The organism is Succinivibrio faecicola (genome assembly GCF_019448115.1).
GTDB classification, from domain to species: Bacteria; Pseudomonadota; Gammaproteobacteria; order Enterobacterales; family Succinivibrionaceae; genus Succinivibrio; species Succinivibrio faecicola.
The window spans coordinates 13,687-32,132 of the sequence record NZ_JAGFNY010000015.1; the positions used below are offsets into that span (position 1 = coordinate 13,687).

Consider the following 18,446-nt stretch of genomic DNA (forward strand, 5'->3'; position numbering starts at 1 on the left):
AAAGCTATATAGCATTACTGAGAAAGTGGTATAAAAAACAACCTTTTTTATGCTTCTGTACGATTGTGAAATTATACACGAATTTTAGTTTCTGTTCTGATTTATTGGATTATTTTTATCTAATGCAAGCATATTAAAGGTTATAAAACTAAAGATACATAAATAGATTCAAATCAAAAATTCTGTTTTTAACTCTGTTTATGTCAGCAGTTTTATGATCAGTATCTGTGGTATTAACAGATATATCTTTTAGGCATCTTTGTCTTAGATCCTGCAGTTGATTTAATGAAAACTCATTATCTCTTTTGAATTTTGCAACTTTAGTTTTCTTTTTCATTGTAGACTCCAAAGATTAAGTTCCTATATAAAGAAAACTATAAAAACAGATTGTTAAGATTGCTGTTATTTTCTGTTAAGAATTATCTATAAACTATGTCGATTCAACTAAGATAAATAACAATAATATGTTTGGAAAATTCTGTAATAGAGTAGTGTTATGCAACTGGAGCTCAATAATGGATTTTCTTTAGTAGGAGAATAATATGTAAATACAGGAAGATGTCTGATTTGAATAAGAAAGTTTTAAAATTACAAACTATTGCAAGATAAAAAAAAAACAAATGCCCCTAAAAAGGGGCATTTTTGAAGAGCATTAATATTACTTTAAGCTTACAGCTAAATCGTAAGTGCTCTGCATGAACTTATGCTTCATGTTGTTGATGCAGTCGATGATGTCATAGTGAACTAACTCACCACGCTTTACACCGATACAACGACCTGATTCACCGTTCTTTAATAACTCACAAGCGAATGCACCCATTCTTGAAGCAAGAACACGGTCAGTTGCAGTAGGGCAACCACCACGCTGAATGTGACCTAGAACAGTAGCACGAGTCTCAAGACCAGTTAACTCTTCAATTTCCTTAGCCATCTGGTGAACATCAGTCTGGTTTTCACAAACAACTAGGATTGCATGTCTCTTACCAGCATCGATGCTCTTCTTGATGTCTGCATAAACCTTTTCCTTATCCCATGCAACTTCAGGAACAAGAACAGCTTCAACACCACAGGATACTGCAGCACATACAGCAAGATCACCACAGTGACGACCCATAACTTCAACAACAGAGATTCTCTTGTGTGAAGAACAGGTATCACGTAACTTGTCGATAGCTTCTACAGCAGTCTGTAAAGCAGTATCAAAACCGATAGTAGCATCAGTACCGGCAATGTCGTTATCGATAGTGCCTGGTAATCCAATGCATGGGAAACCTAATTCAGAGATTAGTTTTGCACCCATATATGAACCGTCACCACCAACGACTACTAAAGCGTCGATGCCGTTCTGCTTCATAACTTCAACAGACTCTTTACGGATCTTTTCCTCTCTGAACTGAGGGAAACGAGCAGTACCTAGGAAGGTACCACCACGGTTTAATAAATCTGATACAGAGTGGCTTGTTAATGGGATTAGGTTACCTGCATGAAGACCAGCATAACCATCACGAATGCCAACAACTTCCCAACCGTATGATAAAGCTGTACGTACAACAGCACGTAAAGCTGTATTCATACCAGGTGCATCACCACCTGATGTTAAAACACCAATTTTCTTGATAGCCATAATTATATGTCCTTTAAGAAAAACTAATTAAGCGTTAGCCTTAGCAGCCTCAATGATAGCGGTGAAATCTGCAACCTTTAATGAAGCACCACCGATTAAGCCACCATCGATATCTGGCTGTGAGAATAATTCAGGAGCAGTCTTTGCATTGCAAGAACCACCGTATAGAATACGTACGCCGTCAGCAACTTCTGCTGAGAAGGTCTTTAAGAACTCACGGATGCCCTTGTGTACGTTCTGAGCGATTTCTGGAGTTGCAGTCTTGCCAGTACCAATAGCCCAGATTGGTTCGTAAGCAATGATTGCATTGTTGAATGCTTCAATACCGCATAAATCGATAACAGCCTTGATTTCAGCCTTACATACGTCTAAGGTCTTGCCTGCATCGTACTCAGCTTCTGACTCACCGATACATAAAACAGGAACTAAACCATTATCTAATGCTGATTTGAACTTAGCTGCAACAACTTCGTTGGTTTCATTGTGGTAGCCACGACGCTCTGAGTGACCAACGATAGCATAAGTACAGCCGAATTCCTTTAACATAACTGGTGAGTTTTCACCAGTGAAAGCACCCTGAGTGTGAACGTCACAGTCTTCAGAACCCCACTTTAGGTTTGAACCAGTTGCTAATGACTCAACCATGCCGATGAATACTGCTGGTGCACATACTGCAACGTCAACATTCTTAGCATCGTTAGCTACGGTTGAAAAAGCCTTTACTAACTCGGTTACGGTTGACTTGGTACCATTTAATTTCCAGTTACCCATTACAACAGGTGTTCTCATGATATATGTTCCTCAAAAAATTTATATTGATTTTTGATATATAAAAAGGTGCAGCGTGTTTATTATTAATAATTACCAATGCACAAAAACTTTCGGTATTTTACTATAAAACTTGTCATTTGAGGTTATTTTTTTCTATTACTATGTGACGAATCATTATTTTGGTGCATAAATAAAGGAAAAGAGGTAATAGATTATCCTTTTAATATGTGAAATTATCTTTGCTTTTATTATTTTTATGGTAAGTTCATATCAGTAAAAAGTTTGCTCTAAATATTCTAAGCGTAGTACTTATAATCACACAGAAAAATGCAGAAAATTGATTATAAATAATTGTCAGAAGCTCTTTAATAAATACTTGAGTAATGAATGCATTAGTAATTAAAATCTATATGATAAATTTGCATCAATCTTCTTAAAATTGCCTTTTCTATCTTTACCAAATGAAAGATCTGTACTTATCCAAATATCATTATCTAAGTTTTTACTGTAGCTTATATCGATTCTTTTAATGTATTCTGCCGTATTTTTTTCTTTTGAAAAAATTTTGTTTGCTGCAATATAAACTCGCCCATACTTATTTGTTTGCAGAAAACTGCCACATAAGATTTTTATATACGGATTAGAATTATATTTCGTAAAATTATTACCTACGTCAGTAGATATAAAAGGTCTTAAACCTGTTTCAAAAAAAGAGATGGCTGATCCGACATAAAAATCAGGGTACAGACTTGTGTGTCTTTTCATATTTTCACCATGAAAAGATAATCCAAAATTAACTTTGTACTTATCAATAAGTATGTTTGGGAAGGATTTGATGTTAAAAAGTGTAATTCTGTCAATTAAAAATGCATCACCATAAATCAAAGCTGTTGTTTCAAACAACCTACTTTCATTTAATGAATTTTTAGATTTTATATCTTCCTTAAAATCAGAAATAGCAGGTAGAAATGATAATCTTATTCCATTTTTCTGATATGAATTGAATATATAACCAATGGTAAATCTCGATGGTTTTGGTGATAATAGTGGATTTAGGTTATAGCCTTTATTTAATCTATATTGATCAATCTCTGAAGGTCTTACTGTAATTTTTGTAACACGACCTGAATTTTCAAATATATTTTTTGCATATTCAATTGGGCTAGCAATATTCATCTTGTTTGAATAATCAAAATCGTCTGATACAACAGATAGAACACTATTTGTGCCAGTAGCACAATTATATGTAAAAAATGAATACTTTATTTGATGTGATTTTAATTCATACAGATGCATCTTTAGAAGATATTTTTCTTCTGATGTCATATTTAAATCAAGTTCCCAAAGCGAACGGTTTTCATTGTTTATGTAGTTATATATAGTGTCATTATATGGGGATAAAGTGTATAACCCGTCAATGGAATCAGTTAAGAACTGAAATAATAGACTACTATTTGTGCTTGCATTTGCAACAAATCCTGAACTATGTCTTTTGAGTAGATCAAATTTATTAAATCCCTCTGCTACGATAAAAATGTGTCCCATTGATGAAACAGGTGATGTTTCTGATTCAGATGCTAATACTAAAGAGACAGAATCAAAAGGAACATATTCATTATATTCATTGAAATCAACACATTCATTCCCAATTTTTTTGTTAAATAGAAGATAATATCTTGCTGGGTATAAGCACTTATTTTGAGGTGATTCTTTGAAAAAGAGTAATGTGCTTTCTAATTCTTTAATTGGATCTGTATTACCGTTTTCATTTAAAAAAAAATCGCTACCCTTTTCGATTAAACTTTTCCCTTTTTTATAGTGGAGCAATTTTTTCCATGTTTTATACTTCTCTTCAGATATTTCGAAATTAATATGAGAGAATGAAGAATTCACAAATAAAAATATTAAACAGAAAAATACAAATATTTTTTTCATTGCACAGCATACAAAACCGCCCCAACATATGGGGCGATTATTTAAATTAAATAAAATGAATACTCTTATTTAGTTGTTCCATATGGATGAACTACTGAATTATTATCATAAGGGAATTTATTTTTATTTATTTCTAATTTTGTTCCTAATTTTTTGCTTGAAATAACTTCATTCATTTTTGAAACTTCATTCTTTAGCCATTCTTGACATTCTGGAGTATCCTTAACCTTTGGTGTAACAGTCATTGTCTTATCATATCTCCACATCGCACCAGTTGAGCTGTCAATTGAAGTACTTAAAGGACTGGTTGCAAGCACATCTAAAAGAACTGCTGGATGCATACTGTTGTCGAAACGTTCTTCTGAAGGTAAAATACATTTGCTTTCTTTTACCTGAACGGCAACAGGTTCTCCTTTTCTGTGAATTTCTATAATTTCACCTGGTGCAACATCACCATACTTTACTCTATAAGCATCAGCAATTACGTCAACTTTTACAATATTATCAAGTTTGGATCCAACAACATCATTTTGAGTTCTTACTTCAATATCTTGCTTTATTCCTGTAAACATTGTTGCACAGCCAGACAAAAGTAAAAGCGCAGCAGTAACTCCACACAGATTAAAAATTCTCATTTGTACTCCTAGTAGTTTTAAACGAATTCATTTGTAAGTTCACATACAAACTTGATAATTGTAGAAAAGTTAAAATGTCATTTCAAGAAAATTTAAGATTGAATATATAAACTGTTTTTTAATGATGAGGTCTGTCATATTGTTATTTAGTAGTAATGTGCATTGTTCATTTATTGTTTATATATAATTCACACAATGTAAAGAGCGTTATTAAATGAGAATCTAGTCAAACTGCATAAAGCCTTTTTGAAAGTCTAAAAAGGCCTCTTTGTCTGCAAGCTGTCTTCTCTTAATTCTATTTTCAGCTTTTTTCTTCTGTTCCTTATAGTTGAATCTCTCTTTAGTCTGTTTAAGAGTTGAAAGTTCTTTTAATGTAACAAGATAGATAAAGTAAATCTGATAGACAATTTTGTAATTGTTGTTATTGCTGTCAGCTGAGCTAACATTATTTAACTGTTTTGTAAGTTCACTGTTCAGATATGAAAGTGATCCAATTTTTGATGAAATATTGTTTCTTTCATTTAAGGCGTTGCTTATCTTACTTCTTGTAAGAGAATCAATCATATTATCAATAAGAACTGATACTTTAGATGATACGGGGGTTAGCTTTGTGCTCTCAAGAACAATAGGCATATTATCAAGCACATCAACATTCAGCTCGTCTGAGTTTTGATTAAGTGTATCTAACAGTTCATCAGAACAGATAAGATCATCTAGGCTGTTTTTAAGATCGGTACCTGAATCTGAAGAGTATTGTGAATCATTGTCCTTATTATCTTTATCTGAGTTTTTACTGCCTGTTAAGTTATCGTCTAACTCATTTTCATTCATGCAGTACTCATCTTTAAGATCATCTGTTTTTTTTATATCTTCTAAATCATCAACGTTCTGCTCATAGCAAGCTCTTGTTGTACAAGAAGCTAAAACATCTCGTGAACGGGCAATAGAGTCTGAATAAAAAGAGCTAAAGCTCTCTTTTGATTGAGAGATAGTCTGATTGTCATTGTTAACTGTGCATACTTTCTTTTCAGTAGCACTTGCAATCATATTTAGAGAAAGAATACTGATGCAGTTCATTTTGTTATCTTTATTAGCAATTTGTTTGTACGAATCAGTAAAACAAAAGCATAGTTAGTGCCAAAATATTAACTTATTGAAAATAAATAAAATTATGTTTGAATTGGTTATTAAAAAGAGAAATTCTTATGTAGTATTTGCCAGTTCTTGCAATAATTGCAGTTTCTGCCGTTGCCATATTGCATCACTATATGATTCGTAAGATATATGCTCTGACCATTTAAATTGATTCAATATTATCAGTTAAAAGATTTCTTCTTTACGGAAAGATACAAAAGAAAATTTTTCTGTTATAGCCAATAGTGCAATTAAAGAAGTGTTGCTATATAAAGTCCATATTGATCTAATTGCTCTTTTATACAAATACGATATTATTTTTTTTCTTTATGTAACTGTTTTCATACATTGACAAAGTGCACAATTATCTTGAAAATATACCTTTTATAGAAAAATTATTATCGGTAAAAAATTAAACAGGAGCATTGTTTTATGCGCGTACTAAAGTTTGGTGGTACATCAGTTGCAAATTCTGACAGGTTTGAGGATGTTGCAAAAATTGCCCTTGATACTGCTTCAAGGACTCAGACAGCATTAGTTCTTTCTGCACCTGCAAAGATTACCAACCTTCTGGTAGCTTTAGTTAATCAGGGCGCACAGGGTAACAGTGCAGATAAAGAATTTGAACAGATTAGAGCTATTGTTGAGCCAATCATTACAGATTTAGGTAAAAGACATGCTACCTTTGATACAGATAAGGTATTAGCAGAGTTCAACAATACAATGACTGTCATCAAGCAGAGACTTGATGGTATGGTTCTTCTAGGTGTATGCCCAGAACAGGTTATGGCATTTGTTGAAAGCCGTGGTGAGAGTTTTTCAATTCTAATCATGTCAGAGCTTTTAAAGGCTCTTGGTAAAAAGGTTAGAATCATCAATCCTGTTGAGGTTCTTGTTACAGAAGGTGGCTATATGGAGTCATCTGTTAATATTGAACTATCAAAGGCCAAGTATGCTGCATTGGAGGATGATAAGGAAGCTATCACTCTGATGTCTGGTTTCTGTGGCGGTAATTCAAAGGGAGAACTTGTTTTACTTGGCAGAAACGGCTCTGACTATTCAGCAGCATGTTTAGCTGCAATCTCTCAGGCTGAGTGCTGTGAAATCTGGTCTGATGTTGATGGTGTTTACAGCTGCGATCCTCGTGCTGTTGAAGGCGCAGTTCTACTAAAGAAGATGTCATATGCTGAGGCAATGGAATTATCATACTTTGGTGCAAAGGTTCTTCATCCAAGAACAATTGCCCCTATTGCCCAGTTCAAGATCCCATGCCTTGCAAAGAATACAAAAAATCCTCAGGGTCCTGGTACTTTGATTTCTGAGCAAACAGATTTAAGTGTACCTATCAAGGGTATTACCGATCTTAAGAATATTGCTCTTATCAATATTTCAGGTCCTGGTATGAAAGGTATGGTAGGTATGGCTGGCAGACTGTTTACTGCTGTTTCACGTGCGGGTGTATCTATTACACTTATCACACAGTCATCATCTGAGTACTCAATTTCTTTTTGTATTCCTCAGTCAGAACTTGCAAAAGCAAAGAGAGTAATCTCATCAGAGTTCAGACTGGAGTTTAAAGAAGGCCTTTTAAATCCAATCGAAGTTAAGGAAGGCTGCGCAATTATTTCTGTTGTTGGTGACGGAATGCGCATGGTTCGTGGTATCTCTGGTAAATTCTTCAGAGCTCTTGCAGAGGCTAATGTTAATATCAGAGCTATTGCACAGGGCTCATCAGAGCGTTCTATTTCTGCTGTTATTTCTCAAAAGCGTGCAACTGAGGCTGTAGCATTTGCTCATACAGCTTTCTTCAACTCTCTTCAGAGAATTGATATTGTTCTAATCGGTTGCGGCGGTGTTGGCGGTGAGCTTTTAAATCAGATCAAGCGTCAGCGTGATCATTTAAGAGAAAAGAACGGTCTTGATGTAAGAGTCGTAGGTATCGGCAATTCTCGTCACTTCATTTGTGATGCAAACTGTATCGATCTTGATAACTACAAGTCATTACTTGATGCATCAGACTCAGAACCTTTAACTCCTGAGAGTGCAGAACAGTTAATTAAGGATCTGCACCTTATCAACCCAATTTTAGTAGACTGCACTTCATCTGAGGCTCTTGCTCTTAAGTATGTAGACTATATGCAGGCAGGTTACCACATCGTAACTCCTAGCAAGAAGGCTAATACTAACTCATATGAGTACTACAGGCAGTTAAGAGAAGCTTCAAAGAAACATCACAGAAAGTTCTTATATGAGGCTAACGTAGGTGCAGGTTTACCTGTTATCAATACACTGCAAAATCAGCTTGCTGCAGGCGATAGCCTAATTGAGTTTGAAGGCATCCTGTCAGGTACTCTTTCATATCTGTTCGGTCTTGTTGAAGATGGCAAGACTCTATCAGAGGCAACTTATGATGCATACTCAAAGGGCTTCACAGAGCCAAATCCAGCTGACGATTTAGATGGTATGGATGTTGCTCGTAAGCTTCTTATCCTTGCTCGTGAGTGCGGACTTGAGCTTGAACTTTCTGATATCGATGTTCAAGGTGCTGTACCAAAGCAGTTCTTACAGGGTGCTAATGCACAGGAAGTTCTCTTGAATATCAAGAATGCTGATGCTGACTTTACAAAGATGGTTAACGAGGCAAAGGCTGAAGGTAAGGTTCTTCGTTATGTAGGCTCAATTAAAAACGGCAAGTGTCAGTGTAAGGTTACACCTGTAAGTGCTGACAATGCTCTTTATAAGGTTCGTGACGGTGAAAATGCTCTTGCTCTGACAACAGCATATTATCAGCCTATTCCTTTAGTTGTAAGAGGTTATGGTGCAGGTACTGCAGTTACTGCGGCAGGTGTTTTATCTGACATCTTACGTATTCAGAACTGGGCTCGTGAGGATTAGTTTCAAATGACAAAAATGTATAAGGCATATGCTCCTGCATCTGCAGCAAATCTGTCTGTAGGTTTTGATCTTTTAGGCGCAGCACTAAAGCCTATTGACGGTTCTTTACTAGGTGATGAGATCGTAATTTCTGCAAATGATACAAAAGGTTGTGATGTTTCTGTTACAGGCCGTTTTGCTCATAAGCTACCAACTGATCCTAAGCAGAATATTGTTTATCAAGCATATCTTATGTATAAGGATGCTTTAGAAAAGGAAGGAAAAACAGCTCTTGACGTTCATATGGAGCTTTCAAAGAATCTTCCTGTATGCTCAGGCTTAGGTTCATCTGCAGCATCAGTTGTTGCAGCCGTTGTTGCTCTTGATGCTATTCATGACAATGCTTTAGGCGAGAAAAAGATTGTTGAGCTTATGGGAGCACTTGAAGGCAGAATCTCAGGCTCTATTCATTATGATAATGTTGCTCCTTGCTACTATGGCGGACTTCAGCTCATAGTTGAAGAAAAGGGCATCATTTCTACAACTCTTCCTGATTTTGACAACTGGTACTGGGTATCATGTTTCCCAGGAATTAAGGTTTCAACAAGCGCAGCAAGACAGATCCTGCCTACATCTTATGACAGAAAAAATACCATTACATTCGGTCGTCATCTTGCTACTTTTGTTCATGCATGCCACACTGGTGATGATAAGCTTGCAGCTTCAGTTTTAACTGATGTTATTGCTGAGCCTTACAGAGCATCTTTAATACCTGGTTTTTCTGAGGCAAGAGAATATGGTTCATCAATAGGTGCTCTTGCAACTGGTATTTCAGGTTCAGGCTCTTCAGTGTTCTCTATATTTGAAGATCTTGAAAAGGCTAATCTGATGAAGGATTATCTAGAAAAGAACTTCATCGCAAATGAAGACGGTTTTTGTCATGTCTGCAAAGTTGACAGACGTGGAGCTTATGCACAGGTAATTGATTAGGAAATAACAATGGAATTATTTAATCTAAAAGATCATAACGAGCAGGTTTCTTTTTCACAGGCTGTGCTCAAGGGTATTGGCAAAGATCAGGGCTTATTCTTCCCTGATCATATTACTCCTATTGATAATATTGATGAACTTCTTGATATGCCTCTTGTTGAGCGTTCACAGAAAGTTCTTCGTCATCTTATTGGAAATGATGAATTACCTGAGCTTGAGACTATTGTTGCTGATGCATTCTCTTTTAAAGCACCAATCGTAAAGGCTGATGAGAATATCTATGCTTTAGAGCTTTTCCACGGACCAACCTTGGCATTCAAGGATTTTGGTGCTCGTTTCATGGCACGTGTTTTAGGTGCCATAAGACAGGATAATCACCTAACCATCTTAACTGCAACCTCAGGTGATACTGGTGCTGCAGTTGCAGCTGCTTTTTATGAGCAGAAGGGTATTGATGTAGTTATTCTATATCCAAAAGGCAAGATTTCTGAACTTCAAGAAAAACTTATAGCAACTTTAGGTAAGAATATCCGTGCTGTAACAGTTAATGGAATTTTTGATGAGTGTCAGGATCTTGTTAAGACTGCTTTTGACGATCAGGAGTTTAAGAAGACTGTAGGTTTAAACAGTGCAAACTCAATCAACATCAGCCGTCTGCTTGCACAGGTATGTTACTACTTTGAGGCTGTATCTCAGCTTCCAAAAGAAAAGCGTGATTCTGTTGTGTTCTCTGTTCCATGCGGTAACTTTGGTAACATTACAGCGGGTTTAATTGCTAAGTCTCTTGGCTTAAAGTGCCGTTTTGTTATTTCTTGTAATGCAAATGACACTATCCCACGTTATCTAACAACTGGTAACTATGAGCCACATAAGACTGTTGCTACTTTATCTAATGCAATGGATATTTCAAGACCTAATAACTGGCCAAGAGTTGAAGCTTTAGTTAAGATGCAGGGCTGGTCATTAAAGGATTTTGACTTTGGTTCAATGTCAGATGCTGATACTGAAAAGACTATGCAGGCTTTATACAAGAAGACAGGTTATGTTTTAGAGCCTCACGCTGCTATTGCTTATCAGTTGTTATCCGATAACCTAAAAGAAGGCGAGACTGGTATCTTCCTGGGTACTGCACATCCAGCTAAGTTCAAGGCTGATGTTGATCGTATCCTAGGTATTGATGTAGCTCTTCCAAAGGCACTGCAGGATACAGTTGCTCTTGAGTCAAAGGCTCATAATATGGATCCTGATTACAATACACTAAAGGATTATGTATTAACAGAGGAAGGCTTAAAGTAATCGCTTTTAGTCTAACTTATCTGATTAAAAAAACTGGGGAAAAAATCCTGAATGAATAGTATGCCCCAGAAATTGATCACTTAAGTTTCCAGATCATACAAACTGAATTTAAGGCTTGTTTCCTAAAATTAATTGGAGACAGGCCTTTTAACTAATCAATATCTGTCAGCGTTGTACCAATTTATATAATCTATAATTGCTTTCTCTAAGTCATTTTAGTCCTTAAATGTCATTTCTTTTCCTTAAAACATTTCAACCTTCATTCATCCAAAGAATAACTCAATCATGATGTTGTCATAAGTCTTAGCTGTCCAGACATCCTTTGGATTAGGTTATGTTCTTTAAGCTTGTTTTGGCAGCTCACATGGCTTTAGCCATGAAGAGCTGTCAAATGCTGTAGCACTAGATCCGATCTTAGATGGTCATCTACAAAACTAATCTTTGTTCATTAGTTAATTTCATAACAAAACCTAATTATCAATCGGGTGATCACTAACAGGGGGCGTTCTAATCTTCAGTTGATTGTTTTATGTAAGACAAAAATTTTTTTTATAAAAAGCTGTTGCTTTATGCTAACAGGATCTGTATAGTTAGCAAACGCTAACTTAGGTTAGTTTATGCTAACTCAAGTTAGATGTTACTAACTAAACTTTTGCATTTAAAAAACGGATACCTTGCATAATGGATTTAAAACAGATAATCACTTTGCCTTTTGATGCTATTGTTAAAAAACACACTGATGAAAACGGTGAGGTTGATTTTAATGCTCTGATTGATGGCTTTAAAATTATGGGCAAGGCCATCATGCCAAAGGTCGCAAAAGAAAAAATGATGCCCATGGAAAAGATGATGCAAAAGATGGCTGAAAATGAGTCATCTTTAGATTATAGAGCAGCAATTTCCGATAATCCTATCGAGGATGCCTTTGAACAAAAAACACAGTCCCATATTTCTTCTTCTATGAAGGTAGTTCCACCTCCATTTGTCCCTTATGCAATTGATGTGCTTTCAAATGTTAAAAGAACTACAAAAAGTGCCATTTACATTAATGTTCCTTTCTGTCAGACCAGATGCGCTTTCTGCATGTTCTACATCAGCGCCTATAAAAAAGAGGAATCAAAAAGATATACCGACAATCTCATTAAAGAGATGAGAATGTGGGAGAAGACCAAGGCTGCACAGTCAGGGCCAATTCATGCCGTTTACCTTGGTGGAGGAACACCTACAGCCTTAGAAGCAGAAGATCTGTACAGAATTATATCAACCGTAAAAGAGTGCTTCCCTCTTGCTAATGACTGTGAGATTACTGTCGAGGGGCGTGTAAGTTACTTTTCAGATGAAAAAATTGAAGCATGTCTAAGAGCCGGAGCGAACAGGTTTTCTCTTGGTGTGCAGTCATTTGATACTGAGGTAAGACAGAGACTTGGTCGAATCAGCACTCAAGAAGAGCTTATATCCTCACTTGTTCACCTCTCTTCATATGATGAGGCTGCAGTCATCATTGATTTAATGTTTGGCCTTCCAGGTCAAGATGAAAAAAGCGTTTTGGATTCAATAAAGATAGCCTCAGAACTCCCAATTGACGGAGCAGATCTCTATCAGCTGATCCTTCTTGAAGGTTCTCCTTTAGAGAAGCTTATAAAGGCTGGAAAGATGCCTCTTGCCTATAACTCAAAGGGCAGAGCAAGAATGTACAAGGCAGGATGTGAACTGTTTGCAAAAAAGAATTTCAGAGAGCTTAGTGTATCCCATTTTGCAAAAACCTTCAGAGAGAGAAATCTTTATAACGTGCTGGCAAAGTCTGATGCTGATGTGCTTGCCTTTGGTCCAGGCTCTGGCGGAAAAATTCAGGGGGTAAGCTACATGAATTCAAGAGACTACAAGGAGTGGTCTTCTCTTATAGAAAGTGGAAAAAAGAGCACCAAAATGATGTTTGTTCCTAAAAAGAACTGGCGCGTCTTTAAGGTTTTAGGAGAACAGATGGAGCTTGGATTTATTGACTGGAATGTTCTTGAGAAAAGATTCTCTCTCCCTCTTTATGAGAAGAGCAAAGAGGTGATAACTCAGTGGGAGAGTGCTGGTCTTCTAAATACTGAAGATGGCTTTAGCAGATTTACAATCGCTGGTCGTTTCTGGGCGGTAAACATGGTGAATCTGCTTACAGGTTATCTTGATAAAAACGGGTTGTAACCCCGACACTACATAAAAAAGGAAATCATTATGAAATACAGTAAAATCGCACTGGCTATAGCAACTGTTTTGTTGACAAACATGTCTAATGCTTCAGAGGTTAAGACTAAAGGAATTGATGTTACAGCTACAAGAGTACAAAGAGATCTTTTAGAGGTACCAGTAAGTGTATCTGTAGTTGATGAAAAGGAGATCAGTAAAAAAGCTGTATCCACTATAGGTGATCTTTTAGAGGATGTACCTGGTGTAAGCGTGAATAATGATGGCTCACAGGGACTAAAACGTATTGGAATTCGAGGAGAAAATGCCTACAGAACCTTAATTCTAATAGATGGACAGAGAATAACCGAGCAAAAGTCAATGTCTGGCACACCAATGCTGATTGATCCTGCATCTGTTGAACGTATAGAGGTTATCAAGGGACCAAACTCTGTTTTATACGGCTCAGATGCCATAGGCGGTGTGGTCAATATCATCACCAAGAAGAATTCAAAAGACAAATTCTCAGCAAATGTATCATCAGGATATGACGGTAGCGGCAATGCCTACAGAGAGTCAGGCTCTGTATCAGGAAAGGTAGAAGGTCTTGGATACAGATTTGGTGCAGCTAATAGTGAAAGCGGCAATCTGCGTGTTCCTCATGAGACAGTTAAGAATACCGGATTTAGACAAAAGGCTTTTGATGGTCTTTTATCATATGATTTTACAGATAAGATAACCGCGGGTATCAAAGGTGATTACTTTGATTCAAACATCAACTCCTCAACTGATGATCTGTCAAACTATGATGAGTTTTACGTAAAAATACCAGTCTGGAAAAGAAGCAAGGTAAATATCTTTGCCGACATGCATGATCTGTCTGAAAAGCTGGTCCACTTAAGATTAGATGCTTACACTCAGCGCAATCAGAAAATCATGACAAATCATTTTAAGATGACAGATGTGAAAAATGAAGTATCTCATCAGGTTACAGGACCTTTGACTGTACATATGGAAACTTCCACAAAATCTCAGGTTGGAATGGATATTGATGCTAAGAACAACATTATTACCAATGGAGTAACTCTTCAGAGTGAGTGGCAGTTAGGTCAGAGAAATTATCTGACTGCAGGCGCTGGTTTTGAAAATGACAGTTTTACCTCAGTAACTAATACAAAAGGTAATCTGAATCTTAGTGTTAACGGAACTGGCTACAGATATAATTCTACATCCGGCGCTACCAATCCAATGAACGTGAATGTCAATAGGAATATTGATATGGCAAACAGTGTAACCACACTCTCAGGCGGTCAGAGAACAGTATATGGATATCTGTCAGATGAGATTGAGCTTACAGATGCGCTAAATGCTAATCTTGGAGCCAGATATACAAAGGTTGATACCAACTGTGATTTAAACTCAAAATATGATGCTTTAAATAATAATGTAAGTTTTGCAGATACAGGAGATAGTACCAACAACCGAACTGTATTTAACGCAGGTCTTGTTTATTCAATTACTGATGACACAACTGCAAGATTCAGCTTTGGTCAGGGATTTAGAGCTCCTATTCTTCAGGAAAGATATTTTACCACCTCAATGGGCGGTGGTACTGTTAAGGGAAATGAGAATCTAAAGGCTGAAACCTCAAACTCATATGAACTTGGTATCCGTCATTCATCAAAAGGCTTTTTTGCTGATGCAGCCGTATTTTTAACAAAGTCAAAAAATTACATTTCAACAAAGGATGTAAATGAAGGCGATGACACCATTCAGCAGTACTTTAACGTTGCAAGTGCAAAGACCTTTGGTGCTGAGGTCACTGTATCCTATGAGCTCTTTGACAGAGTAACACCATATACCTCTGTTACCTACATGAGAAGAAGATTTGATGAGAACAGTCCTATTCTCAAGTCCACCTATGATTCTGACACTCCTTCACTTATGGCAAGAGCAGGTGTCAGATACGAGCATGAATTCTCTTTGTTCACTTTAACCACAGATGCCTATGCAAGAGGACAGTCAAAACGTGACTATACCTATGTGTCAAAAGAAAATGTAGCTCACTCTCATCACGGAGGCTTTACCACAGCAAACTTCGAGATATGCGCAATCTTTGGCGAAAACCGTCAGTATCAGATTTCTGCAGGCTGGCTGAATATACTAAACAAGCGCTACTACACAACAGATGCCATTGCAGAGCCAGGTTCACACGGCTTTGTAACTATGCAGGCTAAGTTCTAAGGAGATGGCTGGGCTAGCCCCAGCCTTATTTTATGATTAAACGGTATTTTAACTGTAGAGATCTGGTGGTAATTGGTGTGTTTGCAGCCTCTGTCAAGGTTGTAACCATGATTATTGCACTTGCAGGAGGTGGTCTAAATCCCATCTCGCTGATATTAAAAAATCTTGTTTACACCACTCTTCTGGTGGTGCTTTTGTACAAGGTCAGAAAAACCTTTGCACTGACTTTATTCTCAGCAGTTGGAGCTTTAGTTAGTTTCATGCTTTTAGGTGGAGGTATCACAACAGTGCCAGCTTCAATATTAAGTGCGTTTGCCTGTGAAATTCTGATACTTCTTACAGGAGGCATGAAAAGATTCTATGCCCCTGTCCTTGGAGTCTTTTTTTACGATTTTATCTCAAAGAGCATGTCGCTTTTTGTAAGTTACATCATGATGCGAGAAACACCCGGAGTGATTGTAATGGTAGTTGGAATTGTGCTTGTAGGCTATATAGGATCACTGTGCGGTCTGTTTACTGGTGTTTACTGTGCTAGGGAGCTGCGTCATGCTAGCATCATTAACCGTTAGAAATTCCTATCTGCATTCTTTTAATGTAAAAAGCAAGATGTTCTTGTCTATTGCCTGTTCAATAACAGCTCTGACACTTTCATCCTTTTACCCTCTTTGTCTGCTTTTTGTTCTGACTATTAGCTATGCAATGCTGATGAAACGTTACCGAGTACTTATGGTCAGTTACTTTTTCATGGCTCTTGTAATGGCTATCTCATATATGTGCATTGGAGTTATAGCTTTATATATACCACAGGTAAAAGAGAGCGCGCAGCTGTCTTTAATGAGTGTTCCATTTTTACGTGGAGCCTGTGTTATGAATGCAGTGCTACCTCTTACCCTGACAATTAGGGTGCAGGATCTTTTAACAACGCTGTCAAACATGCATCTTCCTTTTATTATTTATCTGCCAGGTGCGGTTATGATTCGATTTGTTCCTGCCTTTATCAAGGATATCAAGCAAATCTTTGAGGCTATGAAGATAAGAGGATTTGAATTTACCTTAAAGAATATTCTTTTTCATCCTGTACTTTTAATTAGAATGAGCTTCTCTCCTTTAGTATTCATGTCTTTGAGATCTTCTGAGGATCTTGGTATAGCCTGTGAATTAAAGGGAATAGGCAACAATTCGCAGGTAAACATGAAAAAACAGTCACTGCATACTAAAGATTATGCCCTGATGAGTATTGCTCTTATAGTCTGCATTGTCTGCATCTGCATGCAGTACAAGCTCACAGGTACACTTATAAAAATGGCAGGTCACCCATGATTGAACTTAAGAATGTTAGCTATACCTATGCCTCAGAGAAAGATCCATGCCTTAAGGACATTTCTATAAGAGCGGAGAATGGAAAAATCACATTGTGCACTGGCGTTTCAGGCTGTGGAAAATCAACTCTTATTCGTCTTATGAACGGACTTGCTCCTCATTATTTTGGAGGAAAGGTTGAAGGTGATGTGCTCATTGATGGAGTAAATGCCTCAATGATGAGTCTAAATGAGCATTCCACTAGTGTTGGATCTCTTTTTCAGGAGCCAGAGCGACAGTTTTTTGCACTCAATGTTGAAGATGAGATAGCCTTTGCTCTTGAGTGGCAGGGAATTAAAAGAGATGAGATCAAAAAAAGAGTAAACCGTGTGATCTCACTGTTTAATCTTGGGGATGTAAGAAACAATCCGATTGATGCACTCTCTGAGGGACAAAAGCAGAAGGTAGGTCTTGCCTCCATAGTGGCATTAGGTGTTAAGAACATCATTCTTGATGAGCCTACAGCTAATCTTGATGTGGAATCAACATCTGAGCTTGCTTCAATTCTAAATGATCTAAAAGAGCAAGGCTACTGCATCTTTATTGTTGATCACAGACTTTATTATCTAAGTGAATATGCAGATAGTGTAATTGTTATGAGTAATGGATCTGTCTGTAAGGAAGGCGGATTTGAAATTCTGACTGACGAGATTGTAAAAGACTTTGGTTTGAGAAAAGCATCAGTACCAGATAGACGGGATCAGCTAAAAAGAGCAGACAGATCCAAAGATAGTGTTGTCAGAACAGAGGATCTTACCTTTTACTATCAAGAAGGAAAGAGCATCTTTGATAATTTGAACATATCCTTTCCAAAAGGTATTCATGTTCTGCTTGGAAAAAACGGCGTGGGCAAGACTACCTTATGCCGTCTTATCTTTGGGCTTGAAAAGCAAAAAGGAGGCAGAGTAGTTTTTGATGAATCATATACAGGCAACCCTCTTGCCTTCGGATCAATAGTACTGCAGAACACAGATTATCAGCTGAATATGCGTACTGTATATGACGAGCTTGAGTCATGTTTTTATCTTGCAGGCATAAAAGATTCTAAAGACAAGGTAGACAATATGCTCAAAAAACTAGATTTGTCTTTATATGCAAATAGGCATCCGCAATCTCTGTCAGGAGGTCAGAAGCAACGTCTCGTCATTGGCATGGCTATGTGCAAGAATCCCAAAATTATCATACTTGATGAGCCAACCTCAGGTCTTGATGGTAGGAACATGAGAATCATCAAAGATATGCTTAAGGATTATGCACAACAGGGGAACTGTGTAGTGATTATTACCCATGATCTTGAGCTTGTTGATGATGACAGTTTCGATGCAATAGAGATAGGACAATAGGTAAAAAAACATAAGGAGTGTTTATTAAATACCTTTTAGTTCAGTTTTAGCTTTACTTTTAAGATTCAAAAC

General features: G+C 37.0%; 14 protein-coding genes and 1 pseudogene. 8 read left to right on the plus strand and 7 right to left on the minus strand.

Going from position 1 to position 18,446, the window contains the following annotated elements; all coding sequences use genetic code 11:
• Positions 1-148: 148 nt before the first annotated feature.
• The 6 genes from J5V48_RS05520 to J5V48_RS05545 all read right to left on the minus strand — a co-directional run bounded on the left by J5V48_RS05520 (position 149) and on the right by J5V48_RS05545 (position 6,042).
• Positions 149-337 carry a hypothetical protein gene (locus J5V48_RS05520; protein ID WP_219937573.1) on the minus strand — a complete coding sequence of 63 codons (189 nt, stop codon included), beginning with the start codon at positions 335-337 and terminating at the stop codon, positions 149-151.
• Positions 338-658: 321 nt separating this feature from the next.
• Positions 659-1,624 carry a 6-phosphofructokinase gene (pfkA, locus tag J5V48_RS05525; protein WP_255557735.1) on the minus strand — a complete coding sequence of 322 codons (966 nt, stop codon included), beginning with the start codon at positions 1,622-1,624 and terminating at the stop codon, positions 659-661.
• 27 nt (positions 1,625-1,651) lie between these two features.
• A complete protein-coding gene (gene tpiA, locus J5V48_RS05530) occupies positions 1,652-2,413 on the minus strand; it encodes a triose-phosphate isomerase (protein WP_219937574.1) in 762 nt (253 codons plus the stop codon).
• A 381-nt stretch (positions 2,414-2,794) separates the two neighbouring features.
• Entirely contained in the window at positions 2,795-4,330 is a 1,536-nt protein-coding gene (locus tag J5V48_RS05535; RefSeq protein WP_219937575.1) for a lipoprotein N-acyltransferase Lnb domain-containing protein, read from the minus strand.
• Positions 4,331-4,395: 65 nt separating this feature from the next.
• Positions 4,396-4,965, minus strand: coding sequence for a hypothetical protein (locus tag J5V48_RS05540; protein WP_219937576.1), 570 nt, complete (start codon positions 4,963-4,965; stop codon positions 4,396-4,398).
• Between the two features lie 222 nt (positions 4,966-5,187).
• Entirely contained in the window at positions 5,188-6,042 is an 855-nt protein-coding gene (locus J5V48_RS05545; RefSeq protein WP_219937577.1) for a hypothetical protein, read from the minus strand.
• A gap of 489 nt (positions 6,043-6,531) precedes the next feature.
• Here J5V48_RS05545 and thrA point away from each other — a divergent pair, with 489 nt between their 5' ends.
• From thrA to thrC, 3 genes are read left to right on the plus strand one after another with little or no spacing between them, the layout of a single operon-like run.
• A complete protein-coding gene (thrA, locus tag J5V48_RS05550; RefSeq protein WP_219937578.1) occupies positions 6,532-8,994 on the plus strand; it encodes a bifunctional aspartate kinase/homoserine dehydrogenase I in 2,463 nt (820 codons plus the stop codon).
• 6 nt (positions 8,995-9,000) lie between these two features.
• Positions 9,001-9,963: a homoserine kinase gene (gene thrB, locus J5V48_RS05555; protein ID WP_418896167.1), complete on the plus strand. Its 963-nt coding sequence runs from the start codon at positions 9,001-9,003 to the stop codon at positions 9,961-9,963.
• A gap of 9 nt (positions 9,964-9,972) precedes the next feature.
• A complete protein-coding gene (gene thrC / locus J5V48_RS05560; protein WP_219937579.1) occupies positions 9,973-11,259 on the plus strand; it encodes a threonine synthase in 1,287 nt (428 codons plus the stop codon).
• 155 nt (positions 11,260-11,414) lie between these two features.
• On the opposite strand, the pseudogene J5V48_RS10075 reads toward thrC, so the two are convergent.
• Positions 11,415-11,471 (minus strand): annotated as a pseudogene (locus J5V48_RS10075) (IS3 family transposase); the annotation flags it as partial.
• A gap of 469 nt (positions 11,472-11,940) precedes the next feature.
• Here J5V48_RS10075 and hutW point away from each other — a divergent pair.
• Genes hutW through J5V48_RS05590 form a run of 5 tightly spaced genes read left to right on the plus strand, consistent with a single transcriptional unit; the run spans position 11,941 to position 18,374 of the window.
• Positions 11,941-13,449: a heme anaerobic degradation radical SAM methyltransferase ChuW/HutW gene (gene hutW / locus J5V48_RS05570; protein ID WP_219937580.1), complete on the plus strand. Its 1,509-nt coding sequence runs from the start codon at positions 11,941-11,943 to the stop codon at positions 13,447-13,449.
• A gap of 30 nt (positions 13,450-13,479) precedes the next feature.
• Positions 13,480-15,672: a TonB-dependent receptor plug domain-containing protein gene (locus tag J5V48_RS05575; protein WP_219937581.1), complete on the plus strand. Its 2,193-nt coding sequence runs from the start codon at positions 13,480-13,482 to the stop codon at positions 15,670-15,672.
• Positions 15,673-15,704: 32 nt separating this feature from the next.
• On the plus strand, positions 15,705-16,241 hold the full coding sequence (locus tag J5V48_RS05580) for an MptD family putative ECF transporter S component (protein WP_219937582.1): 537 nt from the start codon (positions 15,705-15,707) through the stop codon (positions 16,239-16,241).
• Positions 16,219-16,992 carry an energy-coupling factor transporter transmembrane component T family protein gene (locus J5V48_RS05585; protein ID WP_219937583.1) on the plus strand — a complete coding sequence of 258 codons (774 nt, stop codon included), beginning with the start codon at positions 16,219-16,221 and terminating at the stop codon, positions 16,990-16,992. Before J5V48_RS05580 ends, J5V48_RS05585 begins: the two co-directional genes overlap by 23 nt.
• Positions 16,989-18,374 carry an ABC transporter ATP-binding protein gene (locus J5V48_RS05590; protein WP_219937584.1) on the plus strand — a complete coding sequence of 462 codons (1,386 nt, stop codon included), beginning with the start codon at positions 16,989-16,991 and terminating at the stop codon, positions 18,372-18,374. The genes J5V48_RS05585 and J5V48_RS05590 overlap by 4 nt, the downstream gene beginning before the upstream one ends.
• Positions 18,375-18,446: the final 72 nt, after the last annotated feature.